Annotated in this window: 15 protein-coding genes and 1 tRNA gene; 13 read left to right on the top strand and 3 right to left on the bottom strand. The window is 69.8% G+C overall.

Features of this window, described 5'->3' with window-relative positions:
• Positions 1–36: 36 nt before the first annotated feature.
• Positions 37–2,727: a DNA polymerase I gene (gene polA / locus ACFV4F_RS08860; RefSeq protein ID WP_380501214.1), complete on the bottom strand. Its 2,691-nt coding sequence runs from the start codon at positions 2,725–2,727 to the stop codon at positions 37–39.
• A 348-nt stretch (positions 2,728–3,075) separates the two neighbouring features.
• Here polA and ACFV4F_RS08855 point away from each other — a divergent pair, with 348 nt between their 5' ends.
• The 6 genes from ACFV4F_RS08855 to ACFV4F_RS08830 all read left to right on the top strand — a co-directional run bounded on the left by ACFV4F_RS08855 (position 3,076) and on the right by ACFV4F_RS08830 (position 9,974).
• The gene (locus tag ACFV4F_RS08855; protein WP_329928273.1) at positions 3,076–3,540 is read left to right on the top strand and encodes a hotdog fold thioesterase; all 465 of its coding nucleotides are present in this window, start codon (positions 3,076–3,078) and stop codon (positions 3,538–3,540) included.
• A gap of 590 nt (positions 3,541–4,130) precedes the next feature.
• Positions 4,131–5,363: a branched-chain amino acid ABC transporter substrate-binding protein gene (locus ACFV4F_RS08850; protein ID WP_380501105.1), complete on the top strand. Its 1,233-nt coding sequence runs from the start codon at positions 4,131–4,133 to the stop codon at positions 5,361–5,363.
• Between the two features lie 186 nt (positions 5,364–5,549).
• Positions 5,550–6,479: a branched-chain amino acid ABC transporter permease gene (locus ACFV4F_RS08845; protein WP_359963001.1), complete on the top strand. Its 930-nt coding sequence runs from the start codon at positions 5,550–5,552 to the stop codon at positions 6,477–6,479.
• Between the two features lie 5 nt (positions 6,480–6,484).
• Positions 6,485–8,413 carry a branched-chain amino acid ABC transporter permease gene (locus ACFV4F_RS08840; RefSeq protein WP_380501103.1) on the top strand — a complete coding sequence of 643 codons (1,929 nt, stop codon included), beginning with the start codon at positions 6,485–6,487 and terminating at the stop codon, positions 8,411–8,413.
• An 8-nt stretch (positions 8,414–8,421) separates the two neighbouring features.
• Positions 8,422–9,261 carry an ABC transporter ATP-binding protein gene (locus tag ACFV4F_RS08835; RefSeq protein WP_380440602.1) on the top strand — a complete coding sequence of 280 codons (840 nt, stop codon included), beginning with the start codon at positions 8,422–8,424 and terminating at the stop codon, positions 9,259–9,261.
• Positions 9,258–9,974 carry an ABC transporter ATP-binding protein gene (locus ACFV4F_RS08830; RefSeq protein WP_380440483.1) on the top strand — a complete coding sequence of 239 codons (717 nt, stop codon included), beginning with the start codon at positions 9,258–9,260 and terminating at the stop codon, positions 9,972–9,974. Before ACFV4F_RS08835 ends, ACFV4F_RS08830 begins: the two co-directional genes overlap by 4 nt.
• A 60-nt stretch (positions 9,975–10,034) precedes the next feature.
• Here the strand turns inward: ACFV4F_RS08830 and ACFV4F_RS08825 are convergent, their stop codons facing one another.
• A complete protein-coding gene (locus ACFV4F_RS08825) occupies positions 10,035–10,652 on the bottom strand; it encodes an ANTAR domain-containing response regulator (RefSeq protein ID WP_380440485.1) in 618 nt (205 codons plus the stop codon).
• 142 nt (positions 10,653–10,794) lie between these two features.
• Between ACFV4F_RS08825 and ACFV4F_RS08820 the strand changes: the two genes are divergently transcribed.
• From ACFV4F_RS08820 to ACFV4F_RS08810, 3 genes are all read left to right on the top strand, one after another.
• A tRNA-Leu gene (locus ACFV4F_RS08820) sits at positions 10,795–10,867 on the top strand.
• A gap of 119 nt (positions 10,868–10,986) precedes the next feature.
• Positions 10,987–11,772 (top strand): helix-turn-helix domain-containing protein, encoded by a 786-nt coding sequence (locus tag ACFV4F_RS08815; protein WP_380501101.1) that lies wholly within the window; start codon positions 10,987–10,989, stop codon positions 11,770–11,772.
• Between the two features lie 144 nt (positions 11,773–11,916).
• The gene (locus tag ACFV4F_RS08810) at positions 11,917–12,552 is read left to right on the top strand and encodes a hypothetical protein (protein WP_380501099.1); all 636 of its coding nucleotides are present in this window, start codon (positions 11,917–11,919) and stop codon (positions 12,550–12,552) included.
• Between the two features lie 46 nt (positions 12,553–12,598).
• Here ACFV4F_RS08810 and pyk read toward each other — a convergent pair whose 3' ends face one another.
• Positions 12,599–14,029, bottom strand: coding sequence for a pyruvate kinase (gene pyk / locus ACFV4F_RS08805; RefSeq protein ID WP_380440491.1), 1,431 nt, complete (start codon positions 14,027–14,029; stop codon positions 12,599–12,601).
• Positions 14,030–14,330: 301 nt separating this feature from the next.
• Between pyk and ACFV4F_RS08800 the strand changes: the two genes are divergently transcribed.
• From ACFV4F_RS08800 to ACFV4F_RS08785, 4 genes are all read left to right on the top strand, one after another.
• Positions 14,331–15,422: a hypothetical protein gene (locus tag ACFV4F_RS08800; RefSeq protein ID WP_380440493.1), complete on the top strand. Its 1,092-nt coding sequence runs from the start codon at positions 14,331–14,333 to the stop codon at positions 15,420–15,422.
• A complete protein-coding gene (locus ACFV4F_RS08795) occupies positions 15,419–17,077 on the top strand; it encodes an extracellular solute-binding protein (protein ID WP_380501097.1) in 1,659 nt (552 codons plus the stop codon). Before ACFV4F_RS08800 ends, ACFV4F_RS08795 begins: the two co-directional genes overlap by 4 nt.
• Positions 17,064–17,528, top strand: a complete 465-nt coding sequence (locus ACFV4F_RS08790; RefSeq protein ID WP_380501095.1) for a hypothetical protein — start codon at positions 17,064–17,066, stop codon at positions 17,526–17,528. Before ACFV4F_RS08795 ends, ACFV4F_RS08790 begins: the two co-directional genes overlap by 14 nt.
• Positions 17,529–17,766: 238 nt before the next feature.
• Entirely contained in the window at positions 17,767–19,608 is a 1,842-nt protein-coding gene (locus ACFV4F_RS08785; RefSeq protein ID WP_380501093.1) for a bifunctional metallophosphatase/5'-nucleotidase, read from the top strand.
• Positions 19,609–19,740 lie beyond the last annotated feature (132 nt).

Raw genomic sequence — 19,740 nt, 5'->3', positions numbered from 1 at the left:
CGGGCGCTGCACGCGTCCGGGCCCACCGAAATAGCGTCAGTGCGCGGCCGCCTCCCAGTTGGCGCCGATGCCCACCGACACGTCGAGCGGGGCGCGCAGCGGGTAGGCGCCGGCCATCTGCTCGCGGACGATCGCCTCGATCGGCTCGCGCTCGCCCGGGGCCAGCTCCAGCACGATTTCGTCGTGGACCTGGAGCAGCATCCGGGAGGTGAGGCCGGCCTCGCGCAGGGCGTCGTCGACGCGCAGCATGGCGATCTTGACGATGTCGGCGGCCGAGCCCTGGATCGGGGCGTTGAGGGCCATCCGCTCGGCCATCTCGCGGCGCTGGCGGTTGTCGCTGTTGAGGTCGGGCAGGTAGCGGCGGCGGCCGAGGAGGGTCTCGGTGTAGCCGGTGGCCCGGGCCTCGTCGACGACGCGGCGCAGGTAGTCGCGCACGCCGCCGAAGCGCTCGAAGTAGGTGTCCATCAGGCCCTGCGCCTCGGCCGGCTTGATGCCGAGCTGCTGCGAGAGCCCGTAGGCGGAGAGGCCGTAGGCGAGGCCGTAGGACATCGCCTTGATCTTGCGGCGCATCTCGGCGTCCACCGAGCCGCCCGGGACCTCGAAGACCTGGGAGGCGACGGTGGTGTGGAGGTCCTCGCCGGAGGCGAAGGCCTCGATCAGGGCCTCGTCCTCCGACAGGTGGGCCATGATGCGCAGTTCGATCTGGGAGTAGTCGGCCGTGAGCAGCGACTCGTAGCCCTCGCCGACGATGAAGGCGCGGCGGATGGCGCGCCCCTCCTCCGTGCGGACGGGGATGTTCTGCAGGTTGGGGTCCTGCGAGGAGAGCCGGCCGGTGGCGGCCACCATCTGGTTGAAGGTGGTGTGGATGCGGCCCTTGGGCGAGACGGTCTTGAGCAGGCCCTCGACGGTGGTGCGCAGCTTGGCCTGGTCGCGGTGGCGCAGCAGGATGACCGGCAGTTCGTTGTCGGTCTGGGTGGCGAGCCAGGTGAGGGCGTCGGCGTCGGTGGTGTAGCCGGTCTTGATCTTCTTGGTCTTGGGGAGGGCGAGCTCGCCGAAGAGGATCTCCTGGAGCTGCTTGGGCGAGCCGAGGTTGAACTCGTGCCCGGCGGCGGCGTGCGCCTCCTCGACGCAGCGCTGGATCTCGGCGGCGAACTGCGTCTCCAGCGTGGTGAGCCAGTCGCGGTCGGCGGCGATGCCGTAGCGCTCCATGCGGGCGAGCAGGGCGGCGATGGGCAGTTCCATGTCGTGCATGAGCTCGACGGCGCCGACCTCGGCGAGGCGGGTGTCGAAGAGGGCGGCGAGGTCGAGGACGGCGCGGGCCTGGAGCATGAGAGCCTGGGCGCCCGCCGCCGGGTCCTCCTCGGGGGCGTCGAAGGCGAGCTGGCCGCTCTCGGCCGCCGGGGCGGCGGGGGTGAGCGAGCGGGCCAGGTACTCCTCGGCGAGGACCTCCAGGGTGAAGGTGCGGCGGCCGGGCTTCTCCAGGTAGGCGGCGAGGGCGGTGTCGGCGACGACGCCCTCGATCGTCCAGCCGCGCTCGGCGAAGGCGCGCATGACCTGCTTGGCGATGTGCAGGGCCTTGGGGGCGGCCGCGTCGGCGAGCCAGGCGGCGAAGGCCCGCTCGTCCTCCTCGGCGAGCAGGGCCGGGTCGAACCAGGCGGCCGTCTCCCCGACGGCGAGGGCGACTTCGGTGACCTCGCCGGTGCCGAGCGCCCACTGGTAGACGGCGGCCAGCGCGACCGGTGTCTTGCCGTCGGCGGCGTGCTCGCGCAGCCAGCCGGCCAGCGTGCCCGGGTCGGTGAGCAGTTCGCCGTCGACCTCGACGCCGGGGGCGAGTTCGGCTTCGGTGGCCTCCGACCCGCCGGCCGGGTCGATGCCGAAGACGCGGTCGCGGAAGTTGGCGTTGCGGAACTCCAGCGACTCCATCAGGGTGCCGACGGCGGCCTTGTCGAAGGAGGCGCGGGCCAGGTCGGGCACGCCGAGCGGGAGTTCGACGTCGCGGACGAGCTCGGTGAGGACGCGGTTGCGCTTGACGGAGTCGAGGTGCTCGCGCAGCTTCTCGCCGATCTTGCCCTTCACCTCGTCGGCGCGGGAGACGAGTTCGTCGAAGGAGCCGAACTGGTTGACCCACTTGGCGGCGGTCTTCTCGCCGACGCCAGGGATGCCGGGCAGGTTGTCCGACGGGTCGCCGCGCAGGGCGGCGAGGTCGGGGTACTGGCGCGGGGTGACGCCGTACTTCTCGGCGACCTTCTCCGGGGTGTAGCGGGTGAGTTCGGAGACGCCCTTGGTCGGGTAGAGGACGGTGACGTGCTCGGTGACCAGCTGGAGGGAGTCCCGGTCGCCGGTGACGATGTCGACGTCGAAGCCGGCCGCCTCGGCGGCGGTGGCCAGGGTGGCGATGATGTCGTCGGCCTCGAAGCCCTCGGCGGTCAGCCGCGGGACGTTCATCGCGTCGAGCAGTTCGCCGATCAGGCCGATCTGGCTGCGGAACTCGTCGGGCGTCTTGGCGCGGTTGGCCTTGTAGTCGGGGAACTCGACGGAGCGGAACGTCTGGCGGGAGAGGTCGAAGGCGACCGCGAGGTGGGTGGGCTGTTCGTCACGGACGGTGTTGGCGAGCATCGAGGCGAAGCCGTAGACCGCGTTGGTGGGCTGGCCGGTGGAGGTGTTGAAGTTCTCCACGGGCAGGGCGTAGAAGGCCCGGTAGGCCATCGAGTGCCCGTCGAGCAGCATCAGCCGGGGCCGCCGGCCGGCCCCGCCGCCACCCGTCGCGCCCTTGTCCGTACTCTGCGTAGCCACGTCAACGTCCGTTCCTGCCGATTCCACTACCGGCCCCCGATCCTATGGCCCGGCACCGACAAAACGGGGCGCGCCGGACGGGAGTGCGACGCGCCCGGGCGAGGCGGCGGGCCGTGGCTACCGTCGAGTAGGACGGTCGTACGATCACAGTCGGCGCGACCGGCACGACGAGCACCACCACGACGGCCGGCCCGGTCGGCACCACCGGCCCCACCGGCATCGCCCGCACCACCAGCACCACCAGCAGCACGACGTGACCCCCCGAGCGGCAGGAGTTCCCCCATGACCGACGCGGCCCCCGACGCCACCCCCGTCCTGAAGGTCCCGCAGGAGGTGCTGGACCACTTCGCCAAGCTCGGCGTCAGCCCGGAGACGTTCTCCGGCGGCCACCTCGGCGAGAAGCTCGGCATCCGGATCGTCGAGGCCTCGGGCGACCGGGTGGTCGGCACGATGCCGGTCGAGGGGAACCAGCAGCCGTACGGGCTGCTGCACGGCGGCGCGTCGGCGGCGCTGGCGGAGACGCTCGGCTCGATCGGCGCGATGCTGCACGCGGGCCCGGGCCGGTACGCGGTCGGCGTGGACCTCAACGCCACCCACCACCGCTCGGCGACGTCCGGGCTGGTCACCGGCGTCGCGACGGCCGTCTTCAAGGGGCGCACCGCCGCCACGTACGAGATCGCGATCACCGACGACACCGGGCGCCGGGTCACCAGCTGCCGGCTGACCTGCATGCTGCGCGACCTCTGACGGCCCGCAGGGCGCCGTTGACGGCGTCCCGCCAGGGCAGATGCCCCGTCAGATCTCTTGTCCGCCCCCTTGTTTGACCTTCTGCCATCGTGGGCAGGCGTTGGTCCAGGCAAGGGGGCGGTGGCATATCCGGACACGCGTCAGGATATCCCTCATCTGTAACGCTGCGTAACAGCCAGGAAATCCGAGCATTCGGCCACTCCGAAGCCCGAAGGGCAGCCGGAGCGCCTTGACATGCCATCGTTTGTCCGCAATCCGGACGAGTACGCCCGGAAGCTGCACACCGGACGGCGCTGTTCGATTATCGGTGCAGCCAGCAGCAACCCCCATTTCTGGCCCTTACATCGCTCTACCAGCAAGTAAACGCCCGCCGCCGCCGGGTCGGTCGAATCAGAACGACCACATGCTGAGACAAATACTACGTGTGCTCATAACAAGAGAATCACAGCCTCGCTACACCACTGCCCCAGCCGCCTCACGGCGCCTAGAGTCACGGCCAGTCACCGCGCCACCCTGATTGGGCCAGGCCACCGCGCATCCCGGCTCCCGCCACTACGGCGCGGCGCCTTCCTGTACCGAAGGGGACCCCCGTGCGTCATCGTTCCGCAGTTGTCGTGAGCATCTCCGTGATCGCCGCCCTCAGCCTCAGTGCGTGCGGCTCCCGCGGCGACAAGAAGTCCGCCGACGGCGGCGGCAGCGGCTCCGGCACCACCGTCACCATCGGCGTCGACGCCCCGCTCACCGGCGACCTCTCCGCCATCGGCATCGGCATCAAGAACTCGGTCGACCTCGCGGTCAAGAAGGCCAACGAGACGAACGAGGTCCCCGGGGTCAAGTTCGCGATCAAGCCCCTCGACGACACCGCCAAGCCCGCCCCCGGCCAGCAGAACGCCACCCAGCTGGTCGCCGACAACACCGTCCTCGGCGTCGTCGGCCCCCTCAACTCCAGCGTCGCGCAGTCGATGCAGCAGATCTTCAACGACGCCAACCTCGTCGAGATCTCCCCCGCCAACACCGGCGTCGCCCTCTCCCAGGGCGAGAAGTGGGCCACCGGCGAGAAGAAGCGCCCCTTCAAGAGCTACTTCCGCACCGCCACCACCGACGCCGTCCAGGGCCCCTTCGCCGCCCAGTTCCTCTACACCGACTCGAAGAAGACCAAGGTCTTCATCATCGACGACCAGAAGACCTACGGCGCCGGCCTCGCCGCCACCTTCAAGGGCGAGTTCACCAAGCTCGGCGGCACCGTCGCCGGCGAGGAGCACGTCAACCCCGACGACCGCGACTTCTCCGCCATCGTCACCAAGGTCAAGAGCTCCGGCGCCGAAGCCGTCTACTACGGCGGCGAGTACCCCGCCGCCGGCCCGCTCTCCCTCCAGCTCAAGGAGGCCGGCCTCAACATCCCGCTCATGGGCGGCGACGGCATGCAGAGCGCCGACTACATCAAGCTCAACCCCAAGAGCGCCGGCGACTTCGCCACCGCCGTCGGCGGCGACGTCGAGAAGCTCCCCACCGCCACCAAGTTCATCTCGGACTACAAGGCCGCCGGCTACAAGGACCCGTTCGAGACCTACGGCGGTTACTCCTACGACAGCGCCTGGGCCATCATCGAGGCCGTCAAGAACGTCGTGAGCGCCAACAACGGCAAGCTCCCCTCGAACGCCCGCGCCGCCGTCGTCGACGCCGTCCAGAAGATCTCCTTCGACGGCGTCACCGGCAAGGTCTCCTTCGACGAGTTCGGCGACACCACCAACAAGCAGCTCACCGTCTACACCGTCAAGGACGGCAAGTGGGACGTGGCGAAGTCCGGCACCTTCAACGGCTGAGCCGGCGGCCCGGCGACCGAACCGCCGAGCCACCGGCCCGACGACTGAACCGCTGAGCCACCGGCCCGACGGCCGAGGCACCTTCCTCACCAGCACCACCCGCGCGGGGGCGCCACGAGTGCCCCCGCGCGCGCCCACATCCACCCACCCCACGCGGACACCCGAACGCACAACGGAGGCCCAGCGGTGCACGACCTACCGCAGCAGCTGGCCAACGGCCTGATCCTCGGAGCCCTCTACGGGCTCGTCGCGATCGGCTACACGATGGTCTACGGCATCGTCCAGCTCATCAACTTCGCCCACGGCGAGATCGTCATGGTCGGCGGCTTCGGCGCCCTGACCGCCTACCTCGCCCTCCCCGGCGGCACCACCATGTGGCTGGCCCTACCGCTGATGCTGATCGCCGGCATCCTGGTCTCCACCCTCACCGCCGTCGCCGCCGAACGCTTCGCCTACCGGCCCCTGCGGAGCGCCCCCCGCCTCGCGCCCCTCATCACCGCCATCGGGCTGTCCATCCTCCTCCAGCAGCTCGTCTTCTCCTTCTACCCCGACGCCAAGAAGGCCCGCGTCTTCCCCAAGATCCCCGGCGACCCCCTGAGCCTCGGCTCCGTCACCATCCAGCCCAGCGACCTCTTCCTCATCGCCGCGGCCCCGCTCTGCATGCTCGCCCTCGGCTGGTTCGTCACCCGCACCCGCTCCGGCCGCGCCATGCAGGCCACCAGCCAGGACCCCGACACCGCCAAGCTCATGGGCATCGACACCGACCGCATCATCGTCATGGCCTTCGCCATCGGCGCCGCGTTCGCCGCCGTCGCCGCCGTCGCCTACGGACTGCGCAGCGGCCAGGTCGACTTCCGCATGGGCTTCATCCTCGGCCTCAAGGCCTTCACCGCCGCCGTCCTCGGCGGCATCGGCAACATCTACGGCGCCATGCTCGGCGGCGTCGCCCTCGGCCTCGCCGAAAGCCTCGCCACCGGTTACATCCAGCACCTGCCCGGCATGAGCCTCTTCGGAGGCGGCGCCTGGAAGGACGTCTGGGCCTTCGTACTCCTCATCCTCGTGCTCCTCGTCCGGCCCCAAGGCCTGCTCGGCGAGCGCGTCGCGGACAGGGCGTGACCACCATGACCACCAGAACCGAAACCAGCCCGGTCATCCCCCTCCCGGCCCGCGCCGCCGCAGCCCTCACCGGCCTCGGCGCCCTCGCCACCGCCGCCTCCGCCGCCATGTCCTGGACCTGGACCTCCGACTTCCCCGGCGACCTCACCTACTACGGCTCCCCCGCCGGCCTCCAGTGGCTCGCCCTCGTCGCCGGACTCCTCACCCTCGTCCTCCTCCTCGCCACCCACGGCACCCCCGGCCTGCGCTGGGCCGCCCCCGGCCGCAACCACAACGCCGTCCTGTACGCCGCCACCGGCGCCCTCGCCGTCGCCGTCTTCTCCGTCACCGCCATCTCCGTCGACCTCGGCGGCCTCGCCAACCTCGAACCCGGCGGCTGGGTCCTCGCCGCCGGCGGCATCCTCAGCCTCACCGGCGCCCTCGGCCTCCCCCTCGACCGCCGCACCGCCGTCCCGCTGAAGATCCTCGACCGGCGGCTCTTCCTCCTCGTCCCCGCCGCGCCCCTCGCCTGGATCGGCGCCCACGCCATCCCCGGCGACAAGCCCGTCGCCCCCGTCATGACCGCCCTCGCCGGCGCCGTCGCCATCGCCACCGGCGCCGTCCTCCTCGTCCAGCTCGGCCACTTCGCCAACACCTGGCTGCGCCTCGGGAAGATCGACCGACCGCTGCCCGCGCCGCGCCGACTCCCCTCCTGGGTCGAGGTCCTGATCATCGTCTTGGCCTTCGGCACCGGCCTGTTCGTGATCACCTTCGGCGTCGACACCGACTACGGCGAGCTCTTCACCGGCTACCTGCTCCTCACCGTCTTCGTCGCCTCCGCCCTCACCCGGTCCGGACTCGTCGCCCGGCTGCGCGCGCTGACCGTCAAGCACCGCCCGGTCACCACCGGCGCCGCCTTCGCCGCCGCCGCCAGCTTCCCGTTCACCCAGAGCAGCGACCAGTACACCTCCGTCGCCACCAACATCCTGATCTTCGCGACGGTGGCGCTCGGCCTCAACATCGTCGTCGGCCTCGCCGGCCTGCTCGACCTCGGCTACGTCGCCTTCCTCGGTGTCGGCGCCTACGCCGCCGCGCTCGTCTCCGGCTCCCCCGCCTCGCCCATCCACGTCCAGTTCCCGTTCTGGGCCGCGATGCTCACCGGCGCCGCCGTCTCCATGATCTTCGGCGTCCTCATCGGCGCACCGACCCTGCGGCTGCGCGGCGACTACCTCGCCATCGTCACGCTCGGCTTCGGCGAGATCTTCCGCATCACCATGCAGAACCTCAACGGCACCACCGGCCCCAAGATCACCAACGGTGCCAACGGCATCCCGCGGATCCCCGACCTGGAGATCTTCGGCTTCAACCTCGGCGAGTCCCACAGCGTCGGCGCCTTCGAACTCGGCCGGTTCTCCAACTACTACCTGCTGATGCTGCTCGTCACGGCCCTCGTCGTGCTCGTCTTCGCGCGCGTCGGCAACTCCCGCATCGGACGCGCGTGGGTCGCCATCCGCGAGGACGAGACCGCCGCCGAGGCCATGGGCATCAACGGCTTCCGCCTCAAGCTCCTCGCCTTCGCCCTCGGCGCCTGCCTCGCCGGCCTCGCCGGCACCGTCCAGGCCCACGTCAGCTACACCGTGACGCCCGACCAGTACACCTTCGCCGAGGCCCTCCCGCCCAACTCCGCCTTCCTCCTCGCCGCCGTCATCCTCGGCGGCATGGGCACCATCAGCGGACCCCTCGCCGGCGCCACCCTCCTCTTCCTCATCCCGAAGAAGCTCGAATTCCTCTCCGACTACCAGCTCCTCGCCTTCGGCGCCGCCCTCATCGTCCTCATGCGCGTCCGCCCCGAAGGCCTCATCCCCAACCGGCGGCAGCAGCTCGAGTTCCACGAGGCCGCCATCCCGGCCCAGCCCACGGGCGAGCCGACCGCACTCACCAAGGCAGGGGCGTGACCGACCCGATGACCACCACCGATACGCCCCCCGCCGACGCACCGAAGTCCACCGAGCCGATCCTCGACGTCACCGGCGTCACCATGCGCTTCGGCGGCCTCACCGCCGTCAACGACGTCTCCCTCACCGTCGGCGAGGGCGAGATCATCGGCCTCATCGGCCCCAACGGCGCCGGCAAGACCACCTTCTTCAACTGCCTCACCGGCCTCTACGTCCCCACCGAGGGCCAGGTCCGCTACCGGGGCACCGTCCTGCCGCCCAAACCCCACCTCGTCACCCAGGCCGGCATCGCCCGCACCTTCCAGAACATCCGGCTCTTCGCCAACATGACCGTCCTGGAGAACGTCCTCGTCGGCCGCCACACCCGCACCAAGGAAGGCCTCTTCTCCGCCATCCTCCGCGGCCCCGGGTACAAGCGCGCCGAAGCCGAGAGCCGCGAACGGGCCATGGAACTCCTCGCGTTCACCGGACTCGCCGAGAAGGCCGACCACCTCGCGCGAAACCTCCCCTACGGCGAGCAGCGCAAGCTGGAGATCGCCCGCGCCCTCGCCTCCGACCCCGGCCTCCTCCTGCTCGACGAACCCACCGCCGGCATGAACCCCCAGGAGACCCGCGCCGCCGAGGAACTCGTCTTCGCCATCCGCGACAAGGGCATCTCCATCCTCGTCATCGAGCACGACATGCGGTTCATCTTCAACCTCTGCGACCGCACCGCCGTGCTCGTCCAGGGCCAGAAGATCGTCGAGGGCGACCGCGAGACCGTCCAGAACGACGAGCGCGTCATCACCGCCTACCTCGGCGCCCCGCTGGAGGACAGCACCACCGCAACACCGGAGGACACCAAGTGACCGCGCTCCTGGAGGTCGAGGACCTCCGCGTCTCCTACGGCAAGATCGAAGCCGTCAAGGGCATCAGCTTCACCGTCAACCAGGGCGAGGTCACCACCCTCATCGGCACCAACGGCGCCGGCAAGACCACCACCCTGCGCACCCTCTCCGGCCTGCTCAGACCCACCGCCGGCCGGATCACCTTCGAGGGCCGGGACCTCGCGACCGTCCCCGCCCACAAGATCGTCGCCCTCGGCCTCGCCCACTCCCCCGAGGGCCGGCACATCTTCCCGCGCATGACGATCGAGGAGAACCTCCTCCTCGGCGCCTTCCTGCGCAGCGACACCGCCGGCATCACCGCGGACGTGGAACGGGCCTACACCCTGTTCCCGATCCTCGGCGAGCGCCGCAAGCAGGCCGCCGGCACCCTGTCCGGCGGCGAACAGCAGATGCTCGCGATGGGCCGGGCGCTGATGTCCCAGCCCAAGCTGCTGATGCTCGACGAGCCGTCGATGGGCCTGTCGCCGCTGATGATGCAGAAGATCATGGCGACGATCGTCGAACTCAAGTCGAGCGGCACGACGATCCTCCTCGTCGAACAGAACGCCCAGGCGGCGCTCTCGCTGTCCGACCGCGGCTACGTCATGGAGACCGGCCGCATCGTCCTCAGCGGCACCGGCGCCGACCTCCTGCACGACGAGTCCGTGCGCAAGGCGTACCTCGGCGAGGACTGATCCCCGCACACGGCGAAGGGCCCGGCAGAAACGATCTGCCGGGCCCTTCGCCATGCCGCCCTACTCGGCGGGCTTGCCCTCGTCCGCCTTCTTGCGGTCCTGGGCCTCGCCCTCCTCGATGACCGCCTCGGCGACGGCGGCCATCGTCATGCGGCGGTCCATCGACGTCTTCTGGATCCACCGGAAGGCAGCCGGCTCGTTCAGCCCGAACTTCGTCTGCAGCACGCTCTTCGCCCGGTCCACCAGCTTCCGGGTCTCCAGGCGCTGCGAGAGGTCCGCGATCTCCTGCTCCAGCGTGCGCATCTCCGCGTACCGCGAAACGGCCATCTCGATCGCCGGCACCAGGTCCGCCTTGGAGAACGGCTTCACGATGTACGCCATCGCCCCGGCGTCCCGCGCCCGGTCCACCAGCTCCCGCTGCGAGAACGCGGTCAGCATCAGCACCGGAGCCAGGTGCTTCTCATGGATCTGCTCCGCGGCGGAGAGCCCGTCCAGGACCGGCATCTTCACGTCGAAGATCGCCAGATCCGGCTTCAGCTCCTCCACCAGCCGCACCGCCGTGGCCCCGTCCCCGGCCTCGCCGACGACGGTGTAACCCTCCTCTTCGAGCATCTCCTTGAGATCAAGACGGATCAACGCCTCGTCCTCGGCGATCACAATCCGAGTGATCTGGGGCATATCGGTCTCAAGCGGCTGTGCCTGCTCGTCGGCGGCGCTCACGTGGCTCCTCGTTCCGGCGGGGTACTGCATGCACGAGGGTACCTAGACACGGTATGTTTGAGTTCAACAGGGTCGGGGGGCAACCTTCGAATCTGTGGATGCCCCGGTAGTCCAGCGGAAGAGACACGGCACTCAAAACGCCGCCAGCGTGGGTTCGAATCCCACCCGGGGTACTTTTCCTTCGATTCTAAAGCCACTTAGGGCTACCTAATGGTTGGCGATCTTCATTCGTTCGAGTGGAAACAATCCCGTTCGCCCGCGCGTTCGACGCAAGGGTCGCAGGATCGCCCGCATGGCAGTTCGATCCCTCCGCGAAGAAGCCGTCCTGCTGCTACGTCAGGGCGCCCGCAACTGCGATGTCTCCCGCCGACTCGGAGTTCCAACCGGCACCGTCTCATGGTGGAAGCTGCAGGATCGCGCCGAACACGGGGACTTCCCGGCCCCTGAGCGCGCCACGTGCTTCCGCTGCTACTCCGACGAGCTCAACCGCCAGGCCTACGCCTACCTTCTCGGTGCCTACCTGGGCGACGGCCACATCACACACTCGAACATGTCCAGGACACAGAGCTTGTTCGTCACGTGTGACGACAAGTGGCCAGGGGTCATGGATGCTATCGAGCAAGCCATGCGCAGGGTGTTCCCGAAGAACAACACCTACCGACTGCAACGCCCGGGCTGCCACAACGTCAAGCTCTACTCCATGCACATGACCTGCTACTTCCCTCAGCACGGTCCTGGCAAGAAGCACGAGCGCACCATAGCCCTGGAGCCTTGGCAGCAGGAGATCGTCGACGAACACCCCTGGGAGTTCCTGCGCGGCCTCATCCACTCCGACGGCTGCCGCATCACCAACTGGGCGACCCGGACAAAGAACGGCGTCGTCCGCCGCTACGAGTACCCGCGGTACTTCTTCACCAACACCTCGACCGACATCATCAGGCTCTTCACCGCCACACTCGACGCCGTCGGCGTCGAGTGGAAGGCCTCGATCCCCCGCCCCACGGGCCAGGTCAACATCTCCATCGCCCGCAAGGACTCCGTCGCCCTCATGGACGCCCACATCGGCCCCAAGCACTGACGACGCCATGTACGACCTGGCCACTCGGCAACACGCCCTCGCCCTCCACGCCTCCGGCCTGACCTTCAGCCAAGTAAGCCGAACCACTGGCATATCCCGATCGGCGATCCGCGAGTGGGCTCCGGTGCAGCACCCAGCCCCCGCATGACCGCAGAGTGTCCGCTCCTCGACGGCCGACTCGACCCCTCGCGGCCTCACTCCAGCTATGCCTACCTGCTCGGCCTCTACCTCGGCGACGGCTGCATCAGCGAGGGCCGCCGCAAGGTCTACGCCCTCCGAATCGCCTGCTGCGACACCTGGCCCGGTCTCATCGACGAATGCGAGCGCGCCGTCTCCGCCGTCATGCCGCACAACAAGGTCCTGCGCGTCCACGCGCCCGGCTGCACCAGCGTCGTCAGCACCAGCAAGCACTGGCCCTGCCTGTTCCCTCAGCACGGTCCGGGCCCCAAGCACCTGCGCCGGATCACCCTCGTCCCCTGGCAGCAGGAGATCGTCGACGAGCACCCCTGGGAGTTCCTGCGCGGCCTCATCCACTCCGACGGCTGCCGCATCACCAACTGGACGACTCGCACCGTAGGCGGCGTCCAGAAGCGCTACGAGTACCCGCGGTACTTCTTCACCAACACCTCCGCCGACATCGTCGCCCTCTTCACCGCGACACTCGACGCCGTCGGCGTCCGCTGGAAGTCCGTCACCCGCCCCACCGGGGCCGTCAACGTCTCCATCGCCCGCAAGGACGACGTCGCCCTCATGGACGCCCACATCGGCCCCAAGCACTGACGGCGGCGCGGCCCTTCCGCACGAAGAGCCGCGCCGAAGTGGGGACTCAGACGTCCAGGGTGCCCACGTGGTGGACGCGGACGAGGTTGGTGGAGCCGGCGAGGCCGGGCGGGGAGCCGGCGGTGATGATGACGATGTCGCCCTTCTGGCAGCGGCCCAGGGACAGCAGGGCGGCGTCGACCTGTTCGACCATCTGGTCGGTGGTCGGGGCGAAGGGGCCGAGGAAGGTCTCGACGCCCCAGGTGAGGGCGAGTTGGCTGCGGACGGCGGGTTCGTAGGTGAAGGCGAGGACGGGGATGGGCGAGCGGTAGCGGGTCAAGCGACGCGCGGTGTCGCCGGACTGGGTGAAGGCGATGAGGTACTTGGCGTGCAGGAAGTCGCCGATCTCGGCGGCCGCGCGGGCGACGGCGCCGCCCTGGGTGCGCGGTTTGCTGCCGATGGTCAAGGGCGGCAGGCCTGCCGCCAGGATGTCGTTCTCGGCGGCCTCGATGATGCGGCCCATGGTCTTGACGGTCTCGACGGGGTACTTGCCCACCGAGGTCTCGCCGGAGAGCATCACCGCGTCCGTCCCGTCCAGGACGGCGTTGGCGACGTCGGAGGCCTCGGCACGGGTGGGCCGGGAGGCGTTGATCATCGAGTCGAGCATCTGGGTGGCGACGATGACCGGCTTGGCGTTGCGCTTGGCGAGCTTGACGGCGCGCTTCTGGACGAGCGGGACCTGTTCGAGGGGCATCTCCACGCCCAGGTCGCCGCGGGCCACCATGACGCCGTCGAAGGCGTCGACGATGGCTTCCAGGTTCTCGACCGCCTGCGGCTTCTCGATCTTGGCGATGACCGGGACGAACCGCCCCTCCTCGGCCATGATCCGGTGGACGTCGAGGATGTCGCGCCCGCTGCGGACGAAGGAGAGCGCGACGAGGTCGGCGCCGGTCCGCAGGCCCCACCGCAGGTCGGCGACGTCCTTGTCGCTGAGCGCGGGGACGGAGACGGCGACGCCGGGGAGGTTGAGGCCCTTGTGGTCGGAGACGAGGCCGCCCTCGATGACGATGCACCGCACGTGCGGCCCGTCGACCTCGGTGACCTCCAGGGTGACGCGGCCGTCGTCGACGAGGATGCGCTCGCCGCGCGAGACGTCGCCGGCGAGGCCCTTGTAGGTGGTGCCGCAGATGTCCTTGTCCCCCACGACGCCGTCGTCGGTGGAGATCGTGAACTCGTCGCCGCGTTCGAGGAGTACGGGCCCGTGGGCGAAGGTGTCGAGGCGGATCTTCGGGCCTTGGAGGTCGACGAGGACGCCGACGCTGCGGCCGGTCTCGTCGGCGGCCTTGCGGACGCGGCGGTAGCGCTCCTCGTGTTCGATGTGGGAGCCGTGGCTGAGGTTGAAGCGGGCGATGTCCATCCCGGCGTCGACCAGGGCCTTGATCTGGTCGTACGAGTCGGTGGCGGGCCCGAGGGTACAGACGATTTTTGCTCGGCGCATACTGCTGAGCGTAGGCATTACCGGCGCGTAACACCGACGTGGGTCCGGGCCTCGGGATGACCTTTGCCGGACGGCGAGTTGAACAATCTGACACATCCTCGGACCGGTGTGCGACGGGCCCGGTCGCGGTGCTCGCCGCCCGGTCGGCCGATGCGATTCCGTGAAGGGGAGTTCACCCCCGGTTCACCGTCGCTTCGGCCGCCGCTCCCGGCCCGGCGGGACGCTCGTCACCCGGGGACCACCCGGTTGACGTAACGGACGTAACGGACGAGGGGGGAAGCATGAGGGGGAAGCGTTCGGCATGAGACGCGCGTTGGGGGTGCTGGCGGCCTTGGTGCTGCTCGGCGGAGTGACGTACGCGCTGATCCCGGACCCGGATCCGCATCCGGGGCCCGGGCCGCTCGTCAAGGTGAACGGCCTGATCGGTTCGGAGAAGCGCGCCTTCTTCGAGAACCAGGAGGTCAAGGACGAGTTGGCGAAGCAGGGACTGGAGGTGCACGCGGACTCGACCGGTTCGTGGACGATGGTCGACCAGGCGAACCAGGCGAACATCGACTTCGCCTTCCCGGCGAGCACGTCGCCGGTGAAGGACATCCAGAAGATCTGGGGCCTCCAGGACTCGCCGCTGGTGCCGTTCTACTCGCCGCTGGTGATCGTGACGCACGAGGCCGTCGCGGCCGTGCTGAAGGCGAACGGCCTGGCGACCGAGGACGCGGGCATCGTGACGTTCCGGATGGACGCGTACCTGGAGGCGTTGCGGAACAGCAAGAAGTGGCAGGACCTGAACGGCGCGACCGCCCACCCGGAGCTGTCCGGGCGGATCTTCGTGACCACGACGGACCCGCAGAGCTCGTCGTCGGGCGCGATGTACGTCGCCCTGCTGTCGTACCTCCTCAACAGCCACCAGCCGGTGGCCGACCAGGCGGGGATCGACGCCTCGAAGGACGTCCTGCGCACCGCGACGTCCGTGCAGGGCGGCCAGAAGAGCAGCAGCGACGAGCCGTTCAAGGACTTCCTGGCGGGCGTCGGCAACCCGCTGGTGTTCGCCTACGAGTCGCAGGCCGCGCAGCTCGTGCTGAGCGGCGTGCCGACCGGCGACATGGTGGTGATGTACCCGGACTCGACGATCTACTCGGACCACACGGTGGTCGCCCGCGACGACAAGGGCGCCAAGCTGGCCGGCCTGCTCCAGGACGATCCCGAACTCCGGCGCCTGGAGGCGAAGTTCGGCTTCCGCCCGCAGGCCGACAAGGACGTGTTCGCCAAGGAGGTGAACGGCCGGAAGCCGACGTTCGCGCCGGACCTCTCGTCGGCGAAGTTGAAGCAGTGGCAGGTGCCGACCAAGGACGTCCTGCAGAAACTGGTCGCCGCGGCGAAGGGGAACGCTCAGTGAACAGCCGTACCGTCCGTACGACGTGGCGCCTGGCCGCCTCCGCCGTGGCGCTCCTCGTGGCGACGGCCTGCACGTCCTCGGCGCCGAAGCCCGACCCGTCCCCCAACGCCACGGACGCTCCCGCGCCCACCGCGCGCCCTGGTGTGCTGCGGATCCTGGCGGGCAGCGAGCTGCAGGACATGGCGCCGATCCTGGAGGACGCGAAGAAGGCCACCGGGGTGACGGTCCAGTTCGCGTGGACGGGCTCGCTCGACGGCGCCGACGCCGTGTCCTCGGGCAAGGCGGACGGCAAGTACGACGCGGTGTGGTTCCCGTCGAACCAGTACCTGCGCCTGGACGGCAACGGACGGTCGAAGCTCCTGTCCGAGACCCCGGTCATGGTCTCCCCGGTGGCGGTCGGCGTGCGCTCCTCCGTCCTGGGTGACCTGGGCTGGGGGGACGGTTCGAAGGTCACCTGGGCGCAGATCGGGGACGCGGCGTCGGCCGGGAAGCTGTCGTACGGGATGTCCGATCCGTCCCGGTCGAACTCGGGCTTCTCGACGCTGGTCGCGGTGGCGTCGGCGTTCTCGGGGGCGGGGGCGGCGCTGACCGAGGAGGACGTGCAGAAGGCGACGCCGTCGCTGAAGAAGTTCTTCACCGGCCAGAAGCTGACCTCGGGCTCGTCGGGCTGGCTGGCGCAGGCGTACACCCGGGCGGAGCCGGGCAAGGTGGGGGCGCTGGTCAACTACGAGTCGGTGCTGCTGTCGATGAACAAGACGCTGCCGGCGGACCGGCAGCTGACGGTCGTGCGCCCGGTGGACGGCGTGGTGTCGGCGGACTACCCGCTGTCGCTGCTGTCGTCCAGTGCCCAGAGCGAGCGCGACTCGTTCCAGCGGCTCACGCAGTACCTGCTGACGCCGGACGTGCAGAAACGCGTCTCCGAGGTGACGCTGCGCCGCCCGGTGACCCCGGGGGCCCCGGCCGCGCCGTCGTTGCCGTCCGACCGCCGCCGGGAGCTGCCGTTCCCGGGCACCCGGGCCGTCGCGGACGGGCTGCTGTCCTCGTACCAGAACGAGCTGCGCCGCCCGTCCCGGACGGTGTACGTGCTGGACACCTCCGGTTCGATGGAGGGCTCGCGGATCACGTCGCTGAAGTCCGCGCTCGGCCGCCTGACCGGCACCGACGACACCCGCGGGGTGAGCCGCTTCCGGGACCGCGAGGAGGTCACGCTGATCTCCTTCGCGTCCAAGGTGAAGTGGACGAAGACGCACGCGGTGCCGGCCTCCGGCAGCCGGCCGGGGCCCGAGGCGGAGCTGGGGTCGATCAACGCGGACGTGCAGTCGCTGTCGGCCGACGGCGGCACGGCGCTGTACGACGCACTGGAGGAGGCGTACCGGGTGATCGACCGGCAGCAGAAGGCGGCCGGGGACGACCGGTTCACCTCGATCGTGCTGATGACGGACGGGGAGAGCAACGAGGGCGCCACGGACGGGGACTTCAAGAAGTTCCACGACGCGCTGGCGGCCGGGCCGAAGGCGATCCCGGTCTTCCCGATCAAGTTCGGCGAGGCGGCAGTGAGCCAGCTGCAGGGGATCGCGGACGAGAGCGGCGGCAAGCTCTTCGACGGGACGAGCTCGCTGGACGGCGTGTTCGAGGAGATCCGTGGCTACCAGTGACGGGCCCGGCCGGCAGGCCCTGAAGTACCTGGAGTCGGGCCGGAACCTGGTCGGCTGCGCGGGCGGCGCGATCGGGCTGGGGCTGCACTTCGCGGGCCTGGGCGGGGCGTGGTGGCCGGGGGTGGTGGCGGGCCTGTACGCGGCGGGCGCGCTGCTCACGCCCGGGCCGAAGGACGACCCGCCGGAGCACCCCGAGCTGGACGCCCTGGTCGCCTACCTGCGGGCCGTCCCGCTGCCGCCCGCCGCCCGGGTGGACGGCCTGCTGGAGGCGCTGCGCGCCGCCGGGCCGGGCCCGGCGGCCGGGCGGCGGATCGTGCGGGACGGCCTGCCGCTGGCCGTGGCCGGCTACCTGCGGGCCCGCACGTGGCAGCCGTGGGCGGGGGCGGACGGTCCGGATCCGGAGGCCGAACTCGCGCGCGAGGTGGGCCTGCTGAGCGCACAACTCGGCTGATTTCCGCCTTTACCACTCGCAGGCCCCGTGCACTCACGTCACGAACGAGTCGCCAAGATCTCACCTGTTGGAAACGTCGGAGGGCTATCCAACCGCCCGCGCGCACGGCACACTTCTACGCGCGTCCTTCTACGCGCGTCAAACGGGGTTGTACGGAGTTGCACGGGGGTTTCACGCCACACCGGGCCCGGTTGACGGTCCATTCGCCAGCAAGTCCCCCCACTCGGGAGAGTCGTCGATGTCCCTGAACCGCCGTGACTTCGTCACCCGGTCCGCCGCCACCGCCGCCGGTGCCGCCCTGGCCGGCGGCACCGCCCTCGCCGCCGCCCCCGCCGCCGCGGCCGCCGAGCCGGACACCGCGCAGGCCAAGGGCACCAAGCACCGCGGCGAAGACCGCAAGCAGGCCTTCACCGTCATGGGCACCACCGACCTGCACGGCCGGGTGCTCAACTGGGACTACTTCACCGACGCCGAGTACGTCGACAAGGCGCACAACGCAGTGGGCCTCGCCAGGATCTCCACGCTGGCCAACCAGGTCCGCGAGGAGAAGGGCTGGGACCGCTGCCTGCTGATCGACTCCGGCGACATCATCCAGGGCACCCAGCTCACCTACTACTACGCCCGGGTCGAGCCGATCGCCACCGACGGCGACAACGTGCCGGACCACCCGATGGCCGTCGCCATGAACCTCATGGGCTACGACGCCGCCGCGCTCGGCAACCACGAGTTCAACTACGGCATCCCGACCGTGAAGGCCTTCGAGGACCAGCTGGAGTTCCCGCTGCTCGGCGCCAACGCCCTGCACGCGAAGAACGAGAAGCCCGCCTTCAAGCCGTACGTGATCAAGGAGGTGTGGCTGGACGAGGACACCCCGATCAAGGTCGGCATCCTCGGCCTCACCAACCCGGGCATCGCGATCTGGGACAAGGCCAACGTCAGCGGCCAGATGGTCTTCCCGGGCATCGTCGAGACCGCCGCGAAGTACGTGCCCCGGATGAAGGCCGCGGGCGCGGACGTCATCGTCGTCTCCGCCCACTCCGGCATCGACGAGGCCACCACCTACGGCGACCAGCTCCCCTGGCCCGAGGACGCCTCCGGCGAGATGGCCGAGAAGGTCCCGGACATCGACGCGGTGCTCGTCGGCCACACCCACAAGGAGGTGCCGCAGCGCCTCATCGTCAACAAGAAGACCGGCAAGACGGTCGTGCTGTCCGAGCCGCTGTGCTGGGGCCAGCGCCTGAGCTGCTTCGACTTCGAGGTCGAGCTCGTCGACGGCGCCTGGAAGGTGCTGTCGGTCTCCTCGCGCGTGCTGAACTCCAACACCGTGCCGGAGAACCCGGAGATCTCGAACGCCATCACCGACCAGCACAAGAAGGTCGTGGCGTACGTCAACCAGAACATCGGCACCAGCAAGATCGAGCTGTCGATCGCCGACGCCCGGTTCAAGTCGACCCCCATCGTCGACCTGATCGGCAAGGTGCAGGCCGACGCGGTGAAGGCGGCGCTGGCGGGCGGGCAGTACGCCAACCTGCCGGTGCTCGCGCAGGCCGCGCCGTTCAACCGCACCGCGATGATCCCGGCCGGCCAGGTCAAGCTGCGCGACGCGGCCGGCCTGTACATCTACGAGAACACCCTGGAGGCCCGCGTCCTGACGGGCGCCCAGCTCAAGGACTACCTGGAGTTCTCGGCCAAGTACTTCAACCAGCTCGCCGCGGGCGCCCCGGTCAACAAGGACACCCTGACCAACGCCGAGGACACCCCGGACTACAACTACGACTCGATCTACGGCCTGAGCTACGACATCGACGTCTCGCAGCCGAAGGGCAGCCGGATCGTCAACCTGTCCTACCAGGGCAAGCCGATCGACCCGGCCGCCCAGTTCGTCCTCGCGGTCAACAACTACCGCGCCAACGGCGGCGGCAACTTCCCGCACGTCGCGACCGCCAAGGCGGTCTGGGCGAACTCCGACGAGATCCGCAACACGATGATCGCCTGGGTGAAGGCCAAGGGCGTCATCGACCCGGCCGACTTCTTCACCAACTCCTGGCGCCTGGTCCGCGCCGGCCAGCCGGTCTTCTAAGCCCCACCACGAAGGCCGCCGCCCCGGACACCACGTCCCGGGGGGGGGGGGGGTCTCCCTCGCCCCGGGCTGTGCAAGAGCCCGCCCGCACCCGCGCACCCCCACCGCCGGTCCGCGAGCCACGCGCACACC

Source organism: Kitasatospora sp. NPDC059722 (assembly GCF_042733235.1).
GTDB lineage: Bacteria > Actinomycetota > Actinomycetes > Streptomycetales > Streptomycetaceae > Kitasatospora.
This window is presented reverse-complemented; position numbering and strand designations above follow the sequence as displayed.